At 47.3% G+C, this 15521-nt stretch carries 17 protein-coding genes and 1 pseudogene; 7 read left to right on the plus strand and 11 right to left on the minus strand.

Translation table 11 applies throughout. The annotated features are described in order from the left end of the window. Positions 1-150 precede the first annotated feature (150 nt). The 4 genes from QUA27_RS26115 to QUA27_RS26130 all read left to right on the plus strand — a co-directional run bounded on the left by QUA27_RS26115 (position 151) and on the right by QUA27_RS26130 (position 3298). Positions 151-690 (plus strand): GrpB family protein, encoded by a 540-nt coding sequence (locus tag QUA27_RS26115; RefSeq protein ID WP_333071818.1) that lies wholly within the window; start codon positions 151-153, stop codon positions 688-690. A 64-nt stretch (positions 691-754) separates the two neighbouring features. Next, complete coding sequence (locus tag QUA27_RS26120; protein ID WP_333071820.1) at positions 755-1171, plus strand: VOC family protein; 417 nt, start codon at positions 755-757, stop codon at positions 1169-1171. 79 nt (positions 1172-1250) lie between these two features. Then, positions 1251-2450 (plus strand): FAD-dependent monooxygenase, encoded by a 1200-nt coding sequence (locus QUA27_RS26125; protein ID WP_333071822.1) that lies wholly within the window; start codon positions 1251-1253, stop codon positions 2448-2450. Positions 2451-2482: 32 nt separating this feature from the next. Beyond that, positions 2483-3298 (plus strand): alpha/beta fold hydrolase, encoded by an 816-nt coding sequence (locus QUA27_RS26130; protein WP_333071824.1) that lies wholly within the window; start codon positions 2483-2485, stop codon positions 3296-3298. Between the two features lie 27 nt (positions 3299-3325). Here the strand turns inward: QUA27_RS26130 and QUA27_RS26135 are convergent, their stop codons facing one another. The 6 genes and pseudogenes from QUA27_RS26135 to QUA27_RS26160 form a co-directional block, all read right to left on the minus strand. Continuing rightward, complete coding sequence (locus tag QUA27_RS26135) at positions 3326-3868, minus strand: hypothetical protein (protein ID WP_333071826.1); 543 nt, start codon at positions 3866-3868, stop codon at positions 3326-3328. Then, positions 3865-4362: pseudogene (locus QUA27_RS26140) on the minus strand (DUF4365 domain-containing protein). Before QUA27_RS26140 ends, QUA27_RS26135 begins: the two are co-directional and overlap by 4 nt. 51 nt (positions 4363-4413) lie before the next feature. After that, a complete protein-coding gene (locus tag QUA27_RS26145; protein WP_333071829.1) occupies positions 4414-5274 on the minus strand; it encodes a S1 family peptidase in 861 nt (286 codons plus the stop codon). A 62-nt stretch (positions 5275-5336) separates the two neighbouring features. Continuing rightward, entirely contained in the window at positions 5337-5477 is a 141-nt protein-coding gene (locus QUA27_RS26150; protein WP_333071832.1) for a hypothetical protein, read from the minus strand. Positions 5478-5483: 6 nt separating this feature from the next. Next, positions 5484-5735 (minus strand): PDDEXK nuclease domain-containing protein, encoded by a 252-nt coding sequence (locus QUA27_RS26155; RefSeq protein ID WP_333071834.1) that lies wholly within the window; start codon positions 5733-5735, stop codon positions 5484-5486. A gap of 57 nt (positions 5736-5792) precedes the next feature. Beyond that, positions 5793-6068 carry a hypothetical protein gene (locus QUA27_RS26160; RefSeq protein ID WP_333071836.1) on the minus strand — a complete coding sequence of 92 codons (276 nt, stop codon included), beginning with the start codon at positions 6066-6068 and terminating at the stop codon, positions 5793-5795. A gap of 592 nt (positions 6069-6660) precedes the next feature. Here QUA27_RS26160 and QUA27_RS26165 point away from each other — a divergent pair. Beyond that, the gene (locus QUA27_RS26165; protein WP_333071838.1) at positions 6661-9429 is read left to right on the plus strand and encodes a DUF3536 domain-containing protein; all 2769 of its coding nucleotides are present in this window, start codon (positions 6661-6663) and stop codon (positions 9427-9429) included. A 273-nt stretch (positions 9430-9702) separates the two neighbouring features. Beyond that, entirely contained in the window at positions 9703-9936 is a 234-nt protein-coding gene (locus QUA27_RS26170; RefSeq protein WP_333071839.1) for a ferredoxin-thioredoxin reductase variable chain, read from the plus strand. Positions 9937-10227: 291 nt separating this feature from the next. Here the strand turns inward: QUA27_RS26170 and QUA27_RS26175 are convergent, their stop codons facing one another. From QUA27_RS26175 to QUA27_RS26190, 4 genes are all read right to left on the minus strand, one after another. Beyond that, positions 10228-10461, minus strand: a complete 234-nt coding sequence (locus tag QUA27_RS26175) for a hypothetical protein (RefSeq protein WP_172186607.1) — start codon at positions 10459-10461, stop codon at positions 10228-10230. A 141-nt stretch (positions 10462-10602) separates the two neighbouring features. Continuing rightward, a complete protein-coding gene (locus tag QUA27_RS26180) occupies positions 10603-11397 on the minus strand; it encodes a YdcF family protein (RefSeq protein WP_333071842.1) in 795 nt (264 codons plus the stop codon). A 181-nt stretch (positions 11398-11578) separates the two neighbouring features. Further along, positions 11579-11905, minus strand: a complete 327-nt coding sequence (locus tag QUA27_RS26185) for a hypothetical protein (protein ID WP_333071845.1) — start codon at positions 11903-11905, stop codon at positions 11579-11581. Positions 11906-11992: 87 nt separating this feature from the next. Beyond that, positions 11993-13552, minus strand: a complete 1560-nt coding sequence (locus QUA27_RS26190) for a bifunctional aminoglycoside phosphotransferase/ATP-binding protein (RefSeq protein ID WP_333071847.1) — start codon at positions 13550-13552, stop codon at positions 11993-11995. 152 nt (positions 13553-13704) lie between these two features. Here QUA27_RS26190 and QUA27_RS26195 point away from each other — a divergent pair, with 152 nt between their 5' ends. After that, positions 13705-14721: an adenosine kinase gene (locus tag QUA27_RS26195; protein ID WP_333071849.1), complete on the plus strand. Its 1017-nt coding sequence runs from the start codon at positions 13705-13707 to the stop codon at positions 14719-14721. A gap of 200 nt (positions 14722-14921) precedes the next feature. On the opposite strand, the gene QUA27_RS26200 is transcribed toward QUA27_RS26195, so the two are convergent. Then, on the minus strand, positions 14922-15428 hold the full coding sequence (locus tag QUA27_RS26200; RefSeq protein ID WP_333071851.1) for a calcium-binding protein: 507 nt from the start codon (positions 15426-15428) through the stop codon (positions 14922-14924). Positions 15429-15521: the final 93 nt, after the last annotated feature.

A 15521-nucleotide genomic window follows, 5' to 3' on the forward strand; every position in this document is an offset into this window, starting at 1 on the left:
CAAATCATTTCGCTATCTTCTTACAATTTCATTCTTGAGGCTTTATTCTATGCAGCTTCATATTAAATTGGTATAACGGTAAAATCAGTGTCGGTTAAATGCGATCGTAAACCAATCTGAAAGCAGAAAACTAGCAAAGAATTATCAGCCATGTCAAGAAAACTAGATTTTTTCAAAGTAGAAGTCGTCCCGCACGATCCAAATTGGCGCAGCGCCTTTGAAACAGAGTCGAAACTGATTGCACTTGCACTTAGGGACAATGTGGTTGCTATACATCACATTGGTAGCACAGCCATTCCACAAATTCATGCAAAGCCGATAATCGATATGTTAGTTCAGGTTAAAGATATTACTAAAATTGATGTACAGAGTTCAGAAATAAAGGCATTAGGTTATCAAGCAATGGGTGAGTTTGGGATATCCGGTCGTCGTTTTTTTCGCAAGGGTAATGAAGCAGGGATTAGAACACACCACCTTCACGGGTTTGAAGTTAACTCAGCGCAGATAGAGCGCCATTTAGCGTTTCGAGATTATATGATTTCCCATCCTGAGGACGCGCAGCAATACAGCGAACTCAAACGAGAACTCGCAAACAAATACCCTGATAATATTCAGGGGTACATGGACGGAAAAGATGGGTTCATTAAAGCAATGGATATGAAAGCGGCAAAGTGGCGAGCATCTCATTAAAATTATGATATTGGAAGTGGCAATTCTTGATGTTAAGCCTAATATGACGGGAGCAACATAACATATGAGTGATATCGGTATCACACACATCGCACTGCCCGTTTCCGATGTCGATCGCAGTATTGAATTCTACTCCATGTATGCTGGAATGCAGGTCATTCACCGCCGCATCGATGCAGAAGCAGGTGTTGCTGTGGTCTGGCTTGGGGACCGTACTCGCCCTTTTGTAATTGTTCTAATTCAAACAGACTCCGTACATCCCGTTCTGTCTCCCTTTGCACACCTCGGAGTAGGTTGCAAAAGCCGCGAATATATGGACGAACTCTGCGACAAAGCACGTCAAGAAGGCGTATTGCTTGAAGAACCAAAAGATTCTGGATATCCGATCGGCTACTGGGCTTTTTTGCGAGACCCGGACGGTCACACGCTGGAACTATCCTACGGGCAAGAAATCGGATTTACAGTGGAGGATGCTACTTGATGAAGAGCTGCGGCAGTGCTTGATCTCTTAGGATGGAAATTAAGCTGGGAAATACCTTAAAAAGCAATGGGGAATGGCAATGAGGCAAGTTGTAATTGTGGGAGCGGGGCCAACTGGTGCGGCACTTGCCTTGCTGCTGGTGAAACGAGGTATTGCTGTTACCTTGGTTGAGGCGGCAAAAGATGCCTACCGAGTGTTTCGCGGTGAAGGGTTAATGCCCAGCGGATTGGATGCGATCGCCCAAATGGGCTTATCCACTATGCTAGAAAGTGTTCCACACCGACAAATTGATGCCTGGGAGTTCGTTGTGGGCGATCGGCAACTATTTCGAGTTGATGAGCCAATGGGGTCAACTCGACCTTGTACGCTGGTATCGCAACCGCCTTTGCTAGAAACACTAATTTCAGAAGCTCAGTTGCATCCAGAGTTTGAATTTATCCCAAGTGTTCCCGTAAAAGATTTACTGTACAGCAACGATCGCATTGCGGGTGTAAAGCTAGGAGAGGGGCGAGAGATTCCTGCTGCACTTGTGATTGGTACAGATGGTAGAAACTCGGTTGTACGACAACGTGCAGAATTAGAGTTAGTAAAACAGCAGAATAGTATAGATGTTCTGTGGTTTAAACTTGCCGCTCATCCTCGGTTTGTGGCGGATAATGTATTTTATTCCATCCTGAATGGCGGTAGCGGATTTAGTGTCTTTCATGGGGCAGAATCAGGAAAACTTCATCTGGCTTGGGTGCTATCTGCCGATGACAAAACCGATCGGAAACACGCAGACTGGGCAGAAACTTTCGCATCGCTATCTCCTGCGTGGATGGCAGAACATTTCCGCAACTGTGCCGATACGATCGAATCTCCGATGCGATTATCTGTCGTGGTTGGTCGCTGTCCGCGCTGGCATCGACCAGGAATCATACTTTTGGGGGATGCTGCACATCCCATGTCTCCGGTTCGCGCTCAAGGAATTAACATGGCTTTGCGCGATGTAATTGTTGGCGCCAATCACCTTGTACCTTTATTGAAAGCAGGGGCTAATTGCGAGGATATTGACTTAGCATTATCGCGGATTCAGGCAGAACGCGAACCGGAAATTATTCGCGCCCAACAACTTCAAGCACAAGAAGCGTGGAAAGGCGAACAACTGCGAAAAAATGGATTATTGCGTTTGTTGATGATGCAAGCGGCTCCGTTTTTGGGTGAAAAAATTAAACAATTTTGGGTAAAAGGACAGTATGAATTGCGCCAAGGAGTAACGCAGGTAAAATTGCTTGTGTGAAAAGAGGAAATTAAAAATTAGGAGAAAATTGTATGCGATCGACAACTATCAAAGGACCGATCGGCACTATTCACATCATCGAAGCCAGTCCCCCTGTCGCCGCTGGGGAGTCGGAGTCGCTGCCGGTGGTGTTCGTGCACGGTATGGCGGTTTCCGCGAGTATCTGGGAGGCGCAGCTTGCCGGTGTCGCCCGTAGCCGACGCGCGATCGCCCTTGATATGCGGGGACACGGTGATTCCGCACCGCCGGAGGACGGCAACTATGCGCCCGCCTCCTGTGCAGCGGATGTTTTGGCGGTACTGGATGGGCTGGGACTCGATCGAGTGGCGATCGTCGGGCACAGTTTCGGTGCTTGTATTGCCCTCGCCACAGCAGCCAGCGCACCGCACCGCATCACGCAGTTGATCCTGGCAGACCCACCTGGAGATTTTACCAAGGTGCCTGCAGAAGTTTACGAGGCACGGATCGTCCCCTACCAGAGGGCTCTGGAGACGGAGGATTGGCGGGCTGCTGTGGAAACCAGCTTCAACGAGGCGCTGACAGGAAGCACGGCCGATACGCGCGATCGGATTCTCGCTTGGTTAGCGGCGACTCCACAGGATTGTCTGTCTGGAATGTCTCGCGGGATGTTTGCCTTTGATGCAGTTGATGCTCTCGATCGCTACCTAGCAGCCCCTGGAACACGGGCCCACGCCATTATTGCTCCCTCAAACACTTTTCCCTTCAGCCTCCACATCCTCCGTCCCACACTGACGACAACTACGATCGCCGATACCGGACACTGGCTGATGCTGGATGCGCCAGAGGCTTTTGCTAGGGCGATCGATATCTGTTTGGAAGGTGTTTAATATAGATTTGGACAAAATCTGTTAGTTTTACCACGATTCATCGAGGGTTAAGTTGTGGGGGTTTTTGAGGATGAAGGCGTTGTTGTCTTTGATTAAGTCACCGCTACAGAGAATCGGTAAGCGTTCTTGATAAGCTTTAATCGCCAGGATATAATCTTTGTCTGCGAGTGAAGTTTGAATTTTCCGCAATTTGTCAGCTACAAGGCCGAGGAGAGTAATTTTGCCACTTAATTTTTTGGTATTTGGGGTGTGAATTTGCATAACAATTCCCTGAATTATCGTGTTGGGAATGCGGGTAAGCAGTTCGCTTAAGATTTCTATTTTAGGGCGATTTTCGGCGTTTTCTAGGGTTTGGATTGCCTCGCGGATGCGGGCTGCATAATCTCCCAGGTTTTCCCGGTTAGGTAGCAATATTTCAAATTCTTCTGCATCGGCTGTTAGTTTGTGCCAAAGTGTGGCATTATCTAAGAAAGGTTGGTCTTCATGCCAGCCGTGAGTTTGTAAGTAATTTCTCAGTTGATTTAGCTCGATTGTTTCGAGAGTTTGGCTATCTTTTAAGGTGACTTTCATGGTTGAACTCCTTGGCTAATTCCCTCCATAATTGATTGAAGGGCGGCGACTGTAAATTGGTTGGTTCTGGGGATGGCGACGGTGACAGCGTTTGTGTTTTGTGTTTTTGGCTTTCCCCGCAGCGAGATCCAATATCCGCAGTTTCTGATGCAGAGTTCTGTTTCCGACTGGGTTAACCAGTCTTCGGGTGTTTCGGGGATTAAAACGACAACTAAAATTCGGGGAATGGCGAAGTTATCCATTCTTAAGTCGTCGTAGTTTTTGAGCTTGAGGGGGTAGCGGATGGAGTTATCGTCTTCGATATCTCTTCATGTAGATTTTAATTGCAATTCTAAGCGAGGTGCTCTAATGGGGCCTGTCCCGCCTTTGGCAGCTACTTCCCAGTCTACGCTGTCATCGTCTACGAATGGTTTGTAGAGGGAATAGCCGGCAACGGTGGTGACAGCTTGCAGGTAGATGTTGCTGAATTGTTCTTTTTGTTGGTTGATGTCCACTTCAATAGTTTTCGATTATTAGAGTTGCTCACTTGCATTCCTATTTCTTGATTAAAGGTTCCCAGATGCCTGCAAAATCTGCTTTATGTGTTCTCCTAAAACTTTTATTTCTTTTGCCTGAACAATGTATCCCAAGTGGATCATCAGATTTGTCAGACTAATAGGTTGTTGACTGGTAGGTATTGTTTGAATTACGATTTCTCCCTGCGCGGTCATGCAAGGGCCACTAAAAAGTACACCAAGTAAGAAAACTCTTGTGTATCCCGCAAATGTCCCTGACTTGGTGGTGAACATTCCTTCATTTACAATCAATACAGGTGAGCCAGAAGAACCAGGGAAACAGGCTGCATCAATTACAGTTGTGCTTCTTCCTTGAAAATCCACAGCCGGATGAGTTGCAGTAGTTCCTCTTCTAATAAGCGGTAAATTGTTAACCTCATCCCACAACCCGGTAGGATAGCCTATCATTAGCACTTCTTCCACTGCACTAAGTTCTTCAAGGTCAGCCTTAGATAAAATAGAACTATTGTCAATCGCGTAGTTAAATATAGATTTCCCCTGTATTTCAGCTTCACTCCGTAGAGGTTGAAATAGCATGGCACATAAATCTAGATTATTGTCAGGATGAGAAATCCAGCGGTTTTCAAAATCATCTAAACCCACAGTAAAGAAGTCGCCCGATGGCTGTGGTTCTTCTATAGTTTTATCTAATTCATGCAGTTGAAAACTCCCTGTTACAGCGCCAGCCACAACGTGCTTATTAGTTATTATTGCAGGTATATGTGTCTGCTCATCGACTAGAAAGTTGAAGAAAAAGCCAGTACCCGTGGCTTCCTCACCTGAAGACAATTGGACTGCTATCCGAACGGTACTGAAAAGGAGCTTTTCACTTATTGTTGTTGGTTTAATCATGTTAAAATTTTGACTAATTTTTCGGAGGCTTTCAGCTAGCTTCCCACTCTCCCATGTGATCATTACTCTTCAATTTCAATCTTCACAGAGTCTAGCTCAGCTTCCAACGGCTCAATCGTCGGCCAACTCCCCTGTAACTGCTCCGGCAAAGCCTCCGGCAATTGATAAGTCGAAACCCCGATGGGCTGATTCAGATACCGCAAAGCATATTAGACAATCCTATGCTTTTTATTTTTACACAAAATCATTCCACCAGTCGGCATATCATGCCGATGCTTCAGTAAATCATCCACCGCTGAAACATAAAAACTCATCTTCCCCGAAAACTCCGGTTTAAAGGCTTCTACGTTCAAATCAATAACCACAAAACACGACCAACATAAATGATAAAACAATAAATCAATATAAAAATATTTCCCTTCAACCTCCAGATACTGACTGCCCACAAAGGCAAATCCCACACGCAACTATAGCAAAAAATCGGGGATGCCATCGATTAAAGCTTTTTCTAATTCTCGCTATTGCGCTTCTAGGCATAAAAAGTACGGCCCGCACTTGATATTGCACAATACGTGCCTTAAGTTATCGCAAAAAATCATGATAATCTTCAGCAATTGACGAACTATCCGCCAGAACCCACCCTCTGCCGATTTTCCCGAATCATCGCCTCTAACTTGGCACTCTCGGCAAATTGCCTCTCCAACTTCGCCGTCTAATGCAGCATCTTCTCGTCCAAACCCTCCTCCTCCAATGCCTCCGCCCCCACATACCTCTGAGGAGTTAAAACCTAACACTTACCGTTTTGCTTTTTTTGTTGCCTTTTGACTCCGCAGAAGTGTTACAACTCTTCTGGAAAGTACATTTGCAGCAAATCTGCCCCGCCCTAACCCAACTGGCCTAACTTCTCCAGAACTTAGGTAAAAAGCACCTAAAGTATGATGCGAAACTCGGGCAAAACTCTTACTCTATAAATCCATCGGGCATTAAACCGATATCCACAACCGCCAAGATTTAGTGCCAAAAATTAAATCTTTCCGGCGAAAACTTGCTATTTACTGAATAAGACTTTAAAATCCAGCTATGTAAATCAAACTCTCAATGAGCAGCCCTGCAAGCACAAACCCGAAAGGGGTCGCAAGTGCGAAAAAGCAGCAAAAGCTACCTTTTTTAAGTCTTTCAACAGCAAAGCATTGGCAGAAAAACCCAGGGATCGACGGTTGGCATCTTGGAACGAATGCTTTGCTCGCAATACTACAAATGTATCAAAACTTGTCAGCCAAATTTAGTCCTAACAGATGCCTAGCTGTAACTCTTGCTGCGTAAGGTTTCAGTTTCTAATTAGGCTCGTTTTATTGTCTTTAACTACTTGAGTGAGGATTTGCTCGCATGGTTTCGATTTCTACAACTCAATCCGATCGGCTACCTTTGTCTTCGCCAACCGTAACGGCTGCAACCCAAAGCACCGTGGCTGCAGCAACTGGGGTCTGCGTGACGGTTCACGGTCACTTTTACCAGCCACCCCGGGAAAATCCTTACCTGGACGCGATCGAACGCCAAGCCAGCGCCTCTCCCGCCCACGACTGGAACGAACGCATTGACATCGAGTGCTACCGGCCGAACGCCTTTGCCCGCATACTCAACGATCGCGGCGAAGTCACGGGGATCGTCAACAACTACGAGTATATGAGCTTCAACATCGGGCCGACCCTGATGAGCTGGCTCGAACGCTATGACCCGGAAGTCTACCAGCGGATTCTGGAAGCCGATCGCAAAAGCTGTCAGCGCCTCAACGGTCACGGCAACGCGATCGCCCAAGTCTACAATCACATCATCATGCCGCTGGCTAACGAGCGAGACAAATACACCCAAATTCGCTGGGGGATCGCTGATTTTCGCTCCCGGTTCGGTCGCGAGCCCGAAGGAATGTGGCTCGCCGAAACCGCCGTAGACTACGCCACCCTCGAAGTTTTAGTGGCTGAAGGCATCCGCTTCATTGTCTTAGCCCCCTCCCAAGCCGAACGCTGCCGCCCGCTAATCGGGCAAAACCACGAAGGGGAACCAGCCGAAAATTCCGAATGGCACGAAGTCGGCGGCGGTCAAATCGATCCGACTCGCCCGTACCGCTGCTATTTGAAACCAGAAATGCGGTTGATGGCTGACCAACTCTCGCCGCTGAGCACTCACTATTTTGGCCGCCAGCACTCCCAAAATTCTGCTACCCCACCTGCCAACACTCCCTACATTGATATCTTTTTTTACGACGGCCCGATCTCGCGGGATATGGGCTTTAATGACGTTCTCAGCAGCAGCCACCACTTGGCCGGGCGCTTGGGTCAAGCAGTACGGGGAGACCACCGACCGGCTCAATTAATCTGCGTGGCGACGGACGGCGAAACTTTCGGCCACCACAAACACAGTACCGAAAAATGCCTCGCCTACGCCTTCACAGAAGAGTTTCCCCGCCGAGGCTGGACGGTGACGAATTTTGCTCATTATTTAAGTCAAAATCCCAGCGCTTGGGAAGTGGAACTCAAACCCGTGACGGCCTGGAGTTGCTCTCACGGGGTCGATCGCTGGCAAGATGATTGCGGCTGCGGTGGCGGCGGCGAGTGGAACCAAAAATGGCGCCGCCCTTTGCGGGATACTCTCAACTGGCTGCGCGATCGACTGATTCCGATTTACGAAGAAGCAGGGCGCAAGCTGTTGTGCGATCCCTGGAAAGCCAGAGATGAATATATTGAGGTCATCCGGGATCGATCGCCCACTAATGTTGACAGTTTCCTCCAACGCCATCAAGTGCGCCAACTCGATGCCTCCGAACAGGTGGACGCCCTGCGACTGCTGGAAATGCAGCGCCACGCCCTGTTAATGTTCACTAGCTGCGGCTGGTTTTTTGAAGAAATCTCGCGGCCCGAAGGCGTGCAAATTCTGCGCTACGCGGCCCGGGCGCTGGAATTGGCGGGGGAAGTTACCGGCATCCAGCTAGAAAAGGATTTTGTCGCTCAACTAGCCCTCGTACCCAGCAACGTTGACTGTTTTAAAACAGGGGCCGAAGTTTACCGCCAACTGGTGGTGACAGCCCAAATTAGTCTCCGACAAGTGGCGGCCCACTACGCGATCAGTTCTCTGTTTGCCAAATTTCCCCGCGAAGAGCGAGTTTACTGCTATCAGGCCGAGCAGCAAGATTTCCAAATTCAGCGCATGGGCTCGATGACTCTGGCTGTGGGTCAATTGCAGTTAACCTCGGAAATTACGCGGGAAACAGAGGTTTTTGTGTTTGCTGCGTTGCACCTCGGCGGCTGGGACTTCCACTGCTGCATTCAGCCTTTTGGCAGCCGCCGGTCTTACACTATGCTCAAAGAGCGGTTGTTTGGAGTTATGCAAGAAGCTTCGGCGGCCCACGCCATTCTGGAAATGGTGCGGCTGTTTGGGGATCAGTCCTTTAGCTTGCGGGATTTATTCGCTGAGGAACGCCACCGGATCGTGCAGTTGCTGAGTCAGGAAAATTTGACTCGCTTGGATCAGCTTTACACTCAGGTTTACCGCGAAAATTACGGGGTGATGATGGCGTTCCACCGCGACGAGTTGCAGGTGCCGGTAGAGTTGCAGGTGGCTGCTGAGGTGGCTTTGGGACACCGCTGTTTGACGGCGGCCAAGGCCCTGGAAGTGGAAACGGAGGATGTGGAAACGCTGCTGGCCGAAATTGAGGCGATCGCCACTGAAAGCGGCCATCTCCGCTGTCGGTTGAACGTTCCCGAAGTCAAGGAAATTTTGGAAAAGATGGTTTGGCGATCGCTTGACGCGCTGCTGCAACCAGGATCGGGCGCGGAGGCTCGCTCGCCTGTCAATTTAGAAGCTGATATCCGCACGATCGAGCGTTTGATTGCGGTGGGCGATCGGCTGAGTCTGGGTTTGTGTCTGGACAAATCGCAGGAACTGTATTTCGATTCTCTGTACAGTCAAATTGTGCCTCTGTGTTTGGGCTGGCTGCAACTGCAAGATGCCTCGGCGGGCGACAGTGTGGTCGCTGCCGTTGCCTTGGGGATTGCAGGTTCCGGCGTCGGCTGGGACTTGTCTTCGATCCGACAGTTGCTGGAGTTGGGTCAAACCTTGGCCGTTGATGTTGAGTGTTGGTTAAATCAGTTAAGTAAATAGTTTCCCGATTAGCCAAATCAATTCCCGCCCTTGAGAATCCGCCCGATCGAGATTTAAAGCTCGATCGGGCCTGCGGGTTCAAGCGAGAATGGATCGACATTTCGGCTGAGGTGGATCGCGGCTGGGGATCGAAGCAGCGACAGGGAACCGCCAACTTTGTTTAAGTTTTCGCTCTACTTGTGGGAAGATAAGAAGACTGTCGGCAAAGCCTACAAGTGTTAAGCACCCGTAGGCTTTGCAGAGTTTTGAAGAGAGAACACTAAATATAAGTCTATGAAAGTTGGCGATCGCGTTTGCATTAAAAACTCTGTTGTTGTCTACCACCACCCTGAAAATCGCAGTAAACCATTTGATATTAAGGGTATGGAAGGAGAAGTCGTGGCGATCGTTCACGAATGGCACGGCCGACCTGTCAGTGCTAATTGGCCGATTTTAGTACAATTTGACAAAAAATTTCGAGCTCACCTGAAAGAGGATGAGGTCGAATTGATCTCTTCGGAAGTCTAGCTGTCTCAAAAGTTGAAGCCGGAGCCCAAAGACAATATCAAATCCCGTCAGTCGATTTTAAATTTTAGATTTTAGATTTTAGATTTACTCCAAAGATGAATCTGGAAGGCTGAAATAGTGTCTAAAATTTTGCGCTGATCGATCCTCCTGTAGGAAAGCAAGTATCCGTTTTTGGGCGGGGACCCTATAACTGTTGTAGAGTTTGTAGTGAGGAGTTCAGTTTTTTCTGTAGCTTTTAGTCGCTCGGCGGGACTAAAGCCCTTACTACAAACCACCTTTTTTGTTGACTCCTTAATTTTTCGACCGTCCCCGGCTGAACCAGCCGAAGATATTCAAATCTCCCTGCATTTTCTGCAATTCCTGCTGATGCTGCTTGGCTGTAGCGTAATACCACTGGCAGTGAAGTTCTAGTTCTTGACGGTACTTAATTTCATCGTAAAACTCGCGGACAATTTGGTGTCTCTGAAAAATTTCGGCCGCGGGAGTCGGTTCTGGGGCAATGTTTTGCAACTCGTGGGGCAGCATGATTGTTTGGGGGCGAGTGTGGCTAATATTTGCTGTAATGACTTTAAGCTAACACACTGAATCAATTTTGGATTTGGGAAGTGACTTAACGGTTGAGACTACTTAAATTCTTTCATCCAAAATCCCAAATCTAAAATTCTGTTAAAGCCATCCCCGCAGCCGATAAACGATTAAGCCGATGTATTCTTTCAAAGCTTTAGTTGACTGGTTTAACTGATAGGTATCCGGCAATAAATCTAAGGCGACTGCTTGCCAATTGCTTTCGGATGCTGCGAGATCCTGCTGCGTTATCTGGAAGTCTGTTGGTGCGGCAATTGCTTTTATTCCCTGACGCTGGAAAATTAAGAGCGATCGAGTCATGTGCATCGCCGATGTCACTAGCAAAACCGGCCCTTTTATAGCTTTAGTATCTAAAATTTTCCGCACGTTGACGGCATTTTGATAAGTGTTGTGTGAATCGGGGTCTTGCAGAATTGCTGATGTCGGCACACCCATTGTTTGGGCAATTTCTGCCATGTCTGCCGATTCGGGAGCCCCGCCGCCTTTCCAATCTACTCTACCGCCGCTGAGAATTAGCAGGGAAGCTTTGCCTTGCTTGTAAAGTCGGGAACCGTAGATTATTCGATCGCCCGCTTCCGCTAATTCTACCCAAGGGCGGGGAGGTAAAGCTGCTTTGACACCGCCGCCCAAGACGATAATCGCTTCAGCTTGGGGGAGTTCAGCCGTTGGTAAGTTTTGCCATTCGAGCGATCGAACTAACGATTTTGAAACCCAACCGCTACTTCCGAGCAGTAAAATAATTAGAGCCGCAGCAATTGGAGCCGCGGCCCATTTGGGACGCTTCCAAAGTGTGATTAAAGCTGCCATCATTAACAGGCAACTCAACCCCAAAGGATAAATAAACAGCGGCAGGAGTTTCGATAGAAATACAAACATTAAGCAAGTAATTCAAATTGCTCGTTAGCGGTAATGGGTAATGGGAAATGAAAGATCGTTAGTCGCTAATCTGTAATTAGTAATTTAACTGGCGGGAGTAATTAATTTTTAGTATAGAGTTGTGAATTATGAACTCTTTAACTTAAAGCTTACAACTCAATACTCAAAACTCTTTTCGGTGCTAGCGACGATCTTCTGGTCCAGATAACCAGCCAAACAATGTAGCTGCATCACCCCTAGAGGTTTTGCTATATTTATGGCCCTCCCTTTGCACTACTTCTTTGTTGAGGATAGCATCCGAGGTTTTGTCCTTGGAATTCATATTCGGGTTGAGTAGTAATTCGTTGTGCCACCAAGCGACAATTAAACCTGCTGCCACGCCACCGATGACACCAAGGCCCAGACTCAGGGGCAGCGTACATCCTACTAAGCGAAACCCAACCGTAAACAACACAAACCATATCAGCGCGGGGCTAAACCCCTTGGAGTCTCCAGTAAATTTTGGCATGAGCTGTAAGTTTTGTTTTTAATAATACAGAAAGATATTGACAATATTAGCAGATAAGTAAGATTGCCAAGGGCGATCACTCTGCAACTACTCCCCACAAATCACGTTTAATTGTACCTCTACCTCTTGCGCGGTATCTACAATCTTTACAGAAATTTGCTCTAATTCTGTAAAAGGTTCAAAAGCTGCTTGCTGCGAACTCAATAGTTCGGCTGTCGCGTCGGCAATATCGCCCCTGCGCTGTTGCAGTCGTTCTCGCAATACTTCAATTGGTGCGGTGCAGTAAATGATTTGCAGGGGCAACTCGTGGGATTGAGCCCGATTAATTGCATCGGTTCTCGATTTTTGGCGATCGAACTTTGCATCTAAAATAACATCCCAACCTCTGTCAGCCAGAATTATCCCCAACTCTAACAATCTACCATAAGTCTGCGCGGTCATTTCATGCGAGTACAAATCTTCCCCCCCGCGTTCATTTAAAGAAATTCCGCCTAAATGTTTGCGAACAGCATCGGATCGAATGTGAATTGCCCCTGTGCGGCGAGCTAAATATCGAGCTGCTGTACTCTTGCCAGAACCCGACAAACCCGACATCAAAGTTAACTTGCCTTGGCGCGGTTGCGTGTATTGCCAAGCCAGTTTATAGTAATGAGCTGCTGTCTGTGAAATCTCTGCTTTTTGGGCAGTTGAAATAGCGGTATCGTCCAACATTAACGAAGTTACTTTCGCTCTAACATAAGCTTGACGGCTCAAATACAAAGGCAACATTTGCAGTCCTTCCCAATCTCCTGTTTGTTCGATGTAAGTATTGAGAAAAGCATTGCCCAAGTCTCTGCGCCCCCGCGATTCCAAATCCATTACTGTAAAAGCTACATCGTACATGACATCAACAAAGCGAAAAGGCTCGTTAAATTCAATGCAGTCAAACAGCAATATTTTATCTTGCCAGAATGCTAGATTCCGCAAATGCAAATCTCCGTGGCACTCGCGAATTTTATCATTGGCAATCCGCAGGTTAAATAACTCTTGATTGGTCGCCAAAAACGCATCAGTATAATGTTTAGTTTCCTGATATTGTCTCTGAGTCTGCGGCCCGCCGATATATTTTTGCGAAATCCGGTAATTGTTATCTATTGCTGTGCGAATCTGACTGACTTCGCCAAATGTCCGAATATAGCTATTACTAATTGCCCTGCTGTGAAAGTTGGCAACTTCGCGCCCTAAGTCTGCCATAAGTTGCTCTGTTAACAGTCCGCGTTCCAACAAACTAAGCAACAGCGCATCTTGAGGAAACTCCCGCATTTTCAGCACATATTCTACAGCATTTTCTGTAGATTTTAGTGCGGGCAAGTGGCTGCCAAATTGAAACGAGTCCCCTATTTTAATAATGGGCAAAACTTCTAGATAAATTTCCGGTGCAGTGCGTCGGTTCATCAGCAATTCTTGGGTGCAGAAATGCTGCCGTTTCTCCAAGGTTGAATAGTCTAAAAAACCAAAATTGACGGGTTTCTTGATTTTGTAAGTATAATCTCCTGTCAGCAAAACAAAGGAAGCATGAGTCTGAATTAGCTGCACTGGTTCTGTCACCCTGTGCGGGTAAAAACCGGGATGCAACATTTGCTGAATCAGAGGTGGGAGATAAGTCATAGCGATTTTAGATTTTGGATTTGAGATTTTAGATTTGGAATTGTGGATTTTGAATTTTAGATTTTAAGTTGGGGACTTTAGATTGGGAATGGGGATGTTGACTTTAATCCGATTTATTATAGAGTTGATAGTTAGTGTAAAAAAAAGCAGCGATGACAGAAAACAATCAAGATTCCCGCTCCGTGGATGTGTTTGGCGTGGGAAATGCCCTGGTAGACATCCTAGCATTGGTAGAAGATGAATTTGTACTCGCTCACGGGCTGAATCGCGGCGGGATGACGCTGATGAATTCGGAAACGCAGGGGGGTATTTTGCACGATTTAGAGCACAATTCGCTGCAAATGCGATCGGGAGGTTCGGCGGCAAATACAATGATTGGTTTGGCTCAGAGTGGCGGTAAAGCTTATTATTCGGGGAAGGTTGCTAAGGATACTAACGGCGAATTTTACCGCCAAGATTTGCTGGCGGCGGGGATTGATTTTAACGTGCATCCTGCTGCTGACTCGAACGGGCCTACGGGTACTTGTGTTGTGCTGACTACGCCGGATGCGGAACGCACGATGTGTACTAATCTGGGGGTTTCTACTACTCTGGCTGCGACTGATATTGATGTCGATCGCCTGAGTCACTGCAAGTACAGTTATGTTGAGGGCTATCTTTGGGATGCTCCCGATCCGAGAAAGGCTAGCATTGAGACGATGGAACAGTCTAAGCGTCTGGGCGTGAAGGTGGCTTTTACTTTTTCGGATGGCTTTTTAGTCGATCGCTTTGCTGATGATTTTCACAAGGTGGTTTCGGAATATTGCGATGTAATTTTTTGCAATGCTGATGAAGTTCGGAGCTTTTTTAAGGAGGAATCTCTGGAAGAGTGCGCTCGGAAAATGAGCGAGATTTCAGATTTGGCTTTTATCACTAATGGGGATAAAGGCTGCATGGTGGTGGAGAACAAACAGATTGTTGATGTGGCTGGATTTCCGGTAAAGGCGATCGATACTGTGGGTGCTGGCGATGCTTTTGCTGGCGGTGTTTTGTTTGGAATTACTAACGGTTTGAGTTCTGTACAAGCGGCTCGCTGGGGCAATTTCTTGGCTTCTAGGGTGGTGCAGATTCACGGGCCTCGGCTTGAGGGTTCTCAGGCTCATCTTTTGAGTGAGGTGATTTCTGGTTAGGATTTGAAAGGGGCGATCGCACTTTTTGTCGTAAGGGCGATCGCTCTTTTTAGCAACTGCAGATGAAGGCAGATGAACGGGGATGAACGCAGATGCAGCAAGGGCGAGCGCACTTTTTGTCGTAAGGGCGAGCGCACTTTTTGTCGTAAGGGCGATCGCACTTCTTAATATTGCTGTGACTGAACTATTGGGCGACTTTCCTACAACATTCCTATCTGGGTGATTGGGTCGTTCAAGGGTATACTGAACGAGGAACTTTTCACAATATCGGACGGCGTGTTGATGACGACACCAAAGATATTTGTATATACACCAAAAATTTGACTGGTTTCTGTGTACTGAATAATGGTGTCAGCAATACCATCTTGATTCACATCAGCAGGAGTGAAGGTGAGAATGTCTATAGGCACGCCTCCATTGATACCAATGCGATCGCCCTCGCTAGCATTGAAGTCAATTAACCAATCACCAGTAGCAGGATTAGTTTCTTCTGTACCTGTGTCTGTTCTCAGGATAAAAATATCGCTTCCACCTCCACCAGTCAAGCGATCCGTTCCTCTTTCACCGATTAAGATATCTTCTCCATCATCGCCAAATATCTGATCGTTGCCTTTTCCTCCCCTCACTAAATCATCTCCAACCCCTCCTGAGACGAAATCATTACCTTTATTGCCAGCGAGAATGTCGTTAGCATTCTCTCCTAAAATGCGAGCGCCACCTTTTCTGGAGTTTAGACTAACAAGGGAAAGAAAAGGGAGCCTGTGATTGGCACAGGCTCCCTAAAGGCAGAAAATTGAGAA

This window comes from Microcoleus harperi Pol14_C6, from assembly GCF_036701295.1.
GTDB lineage: Bacteria > Cyanobacteriota > Cyanobacteriia > Cyanobacteriales > Microcoleaceae > Microcoleus.

Coding starts and splice junctions, on each gene's coding strand:
- QUA27_RS26115 (WP_333071818.1), top strand. CDS start 151: ATGTCAAGAAAACTAGATTTTTTCAAAGTAGAAGTCGTCCCGCACGAT.
- QUA27_RS26120 (WP_333071820.1), top strand. CDS start 755: ATGAGTGATATCGGTATCACACACATCGCACTGCCCGTTTCCGATGTC.
- QUA27_RS26125 (WP_333071822.1), top strand. CDS start 1,251: ATGAGGCAAGTTGTAATTGTGGGAGCGGGGCCAACTGGTGCGGCACTT.
- QUA27_RS26130 (WP_333071824.1), top strand. CDS start 2,483: ATGCGATCGACAACTATCAAAGGACCGATCGGCACTATTCACATCATC.
- QUA27_RS26135 (WP_333071826.1), bottom strand. CDS start 3,868: ATGAAAGTCACCTTAAAAGATAGCCAAACTCTCGAAACAATCGAGCTA.
- QUA27_RS26145 (WP_333071829.1), bottom strand. CDS start 5,274: ATGATTAAACCAACAACAATAAGTGAAAAGCTCCTTTTCAGTACCGTT.
- QUA27_RS26165 (WP_333071838.1), top strand. CDS start 6,661: ATGGTTTCGATTTCTACAACTCAATCCGATCGGCTACCTTTGTCTTCG.
- QUA27_RS26170 (WP_333071839.1), top strand. CDS start 9,703: ATGAAAGTTGGCGATCGCGTTTGCATTAAAAACTCTGTTGTTGTCTAC.
- QUA27_RS26175 (WP_172186607.1), bottom strand. CDS start 10,461: ATGCTGCCCCACGAGTTGCAAAACATTGCCCCAGAACCGACTCCCGCG.
- QUA27_RS26180 (WP_333071842.1), bottom strand. CDS start 11,397: ATGTTTGTATTTCTATCGAAACTCCTGCCGCTGTTTATTTATCCTTTG.
- QUA27_RS26185 (WP_333071845.1), bottom strand. CDS start 11,905: ATGCCAAAATTTACTGGAGACTCCAAGGGGTTTAGCCCCGCGCTGATA.
- QUA27_RS26190 (WP_333071847.1), bottom strand. CDS start 13,552: ATGACTTATCTCCCACCTCTGATTCAGCAAATGTTGCATCCCGGTTTT.
- QUA27_RS26195 (WP_333071849.1), top strand. CDS start 13,705: ATGACAGAAAACAATCAAGATTCCCGCTCCGTGGATGTGTTTGGCGTG.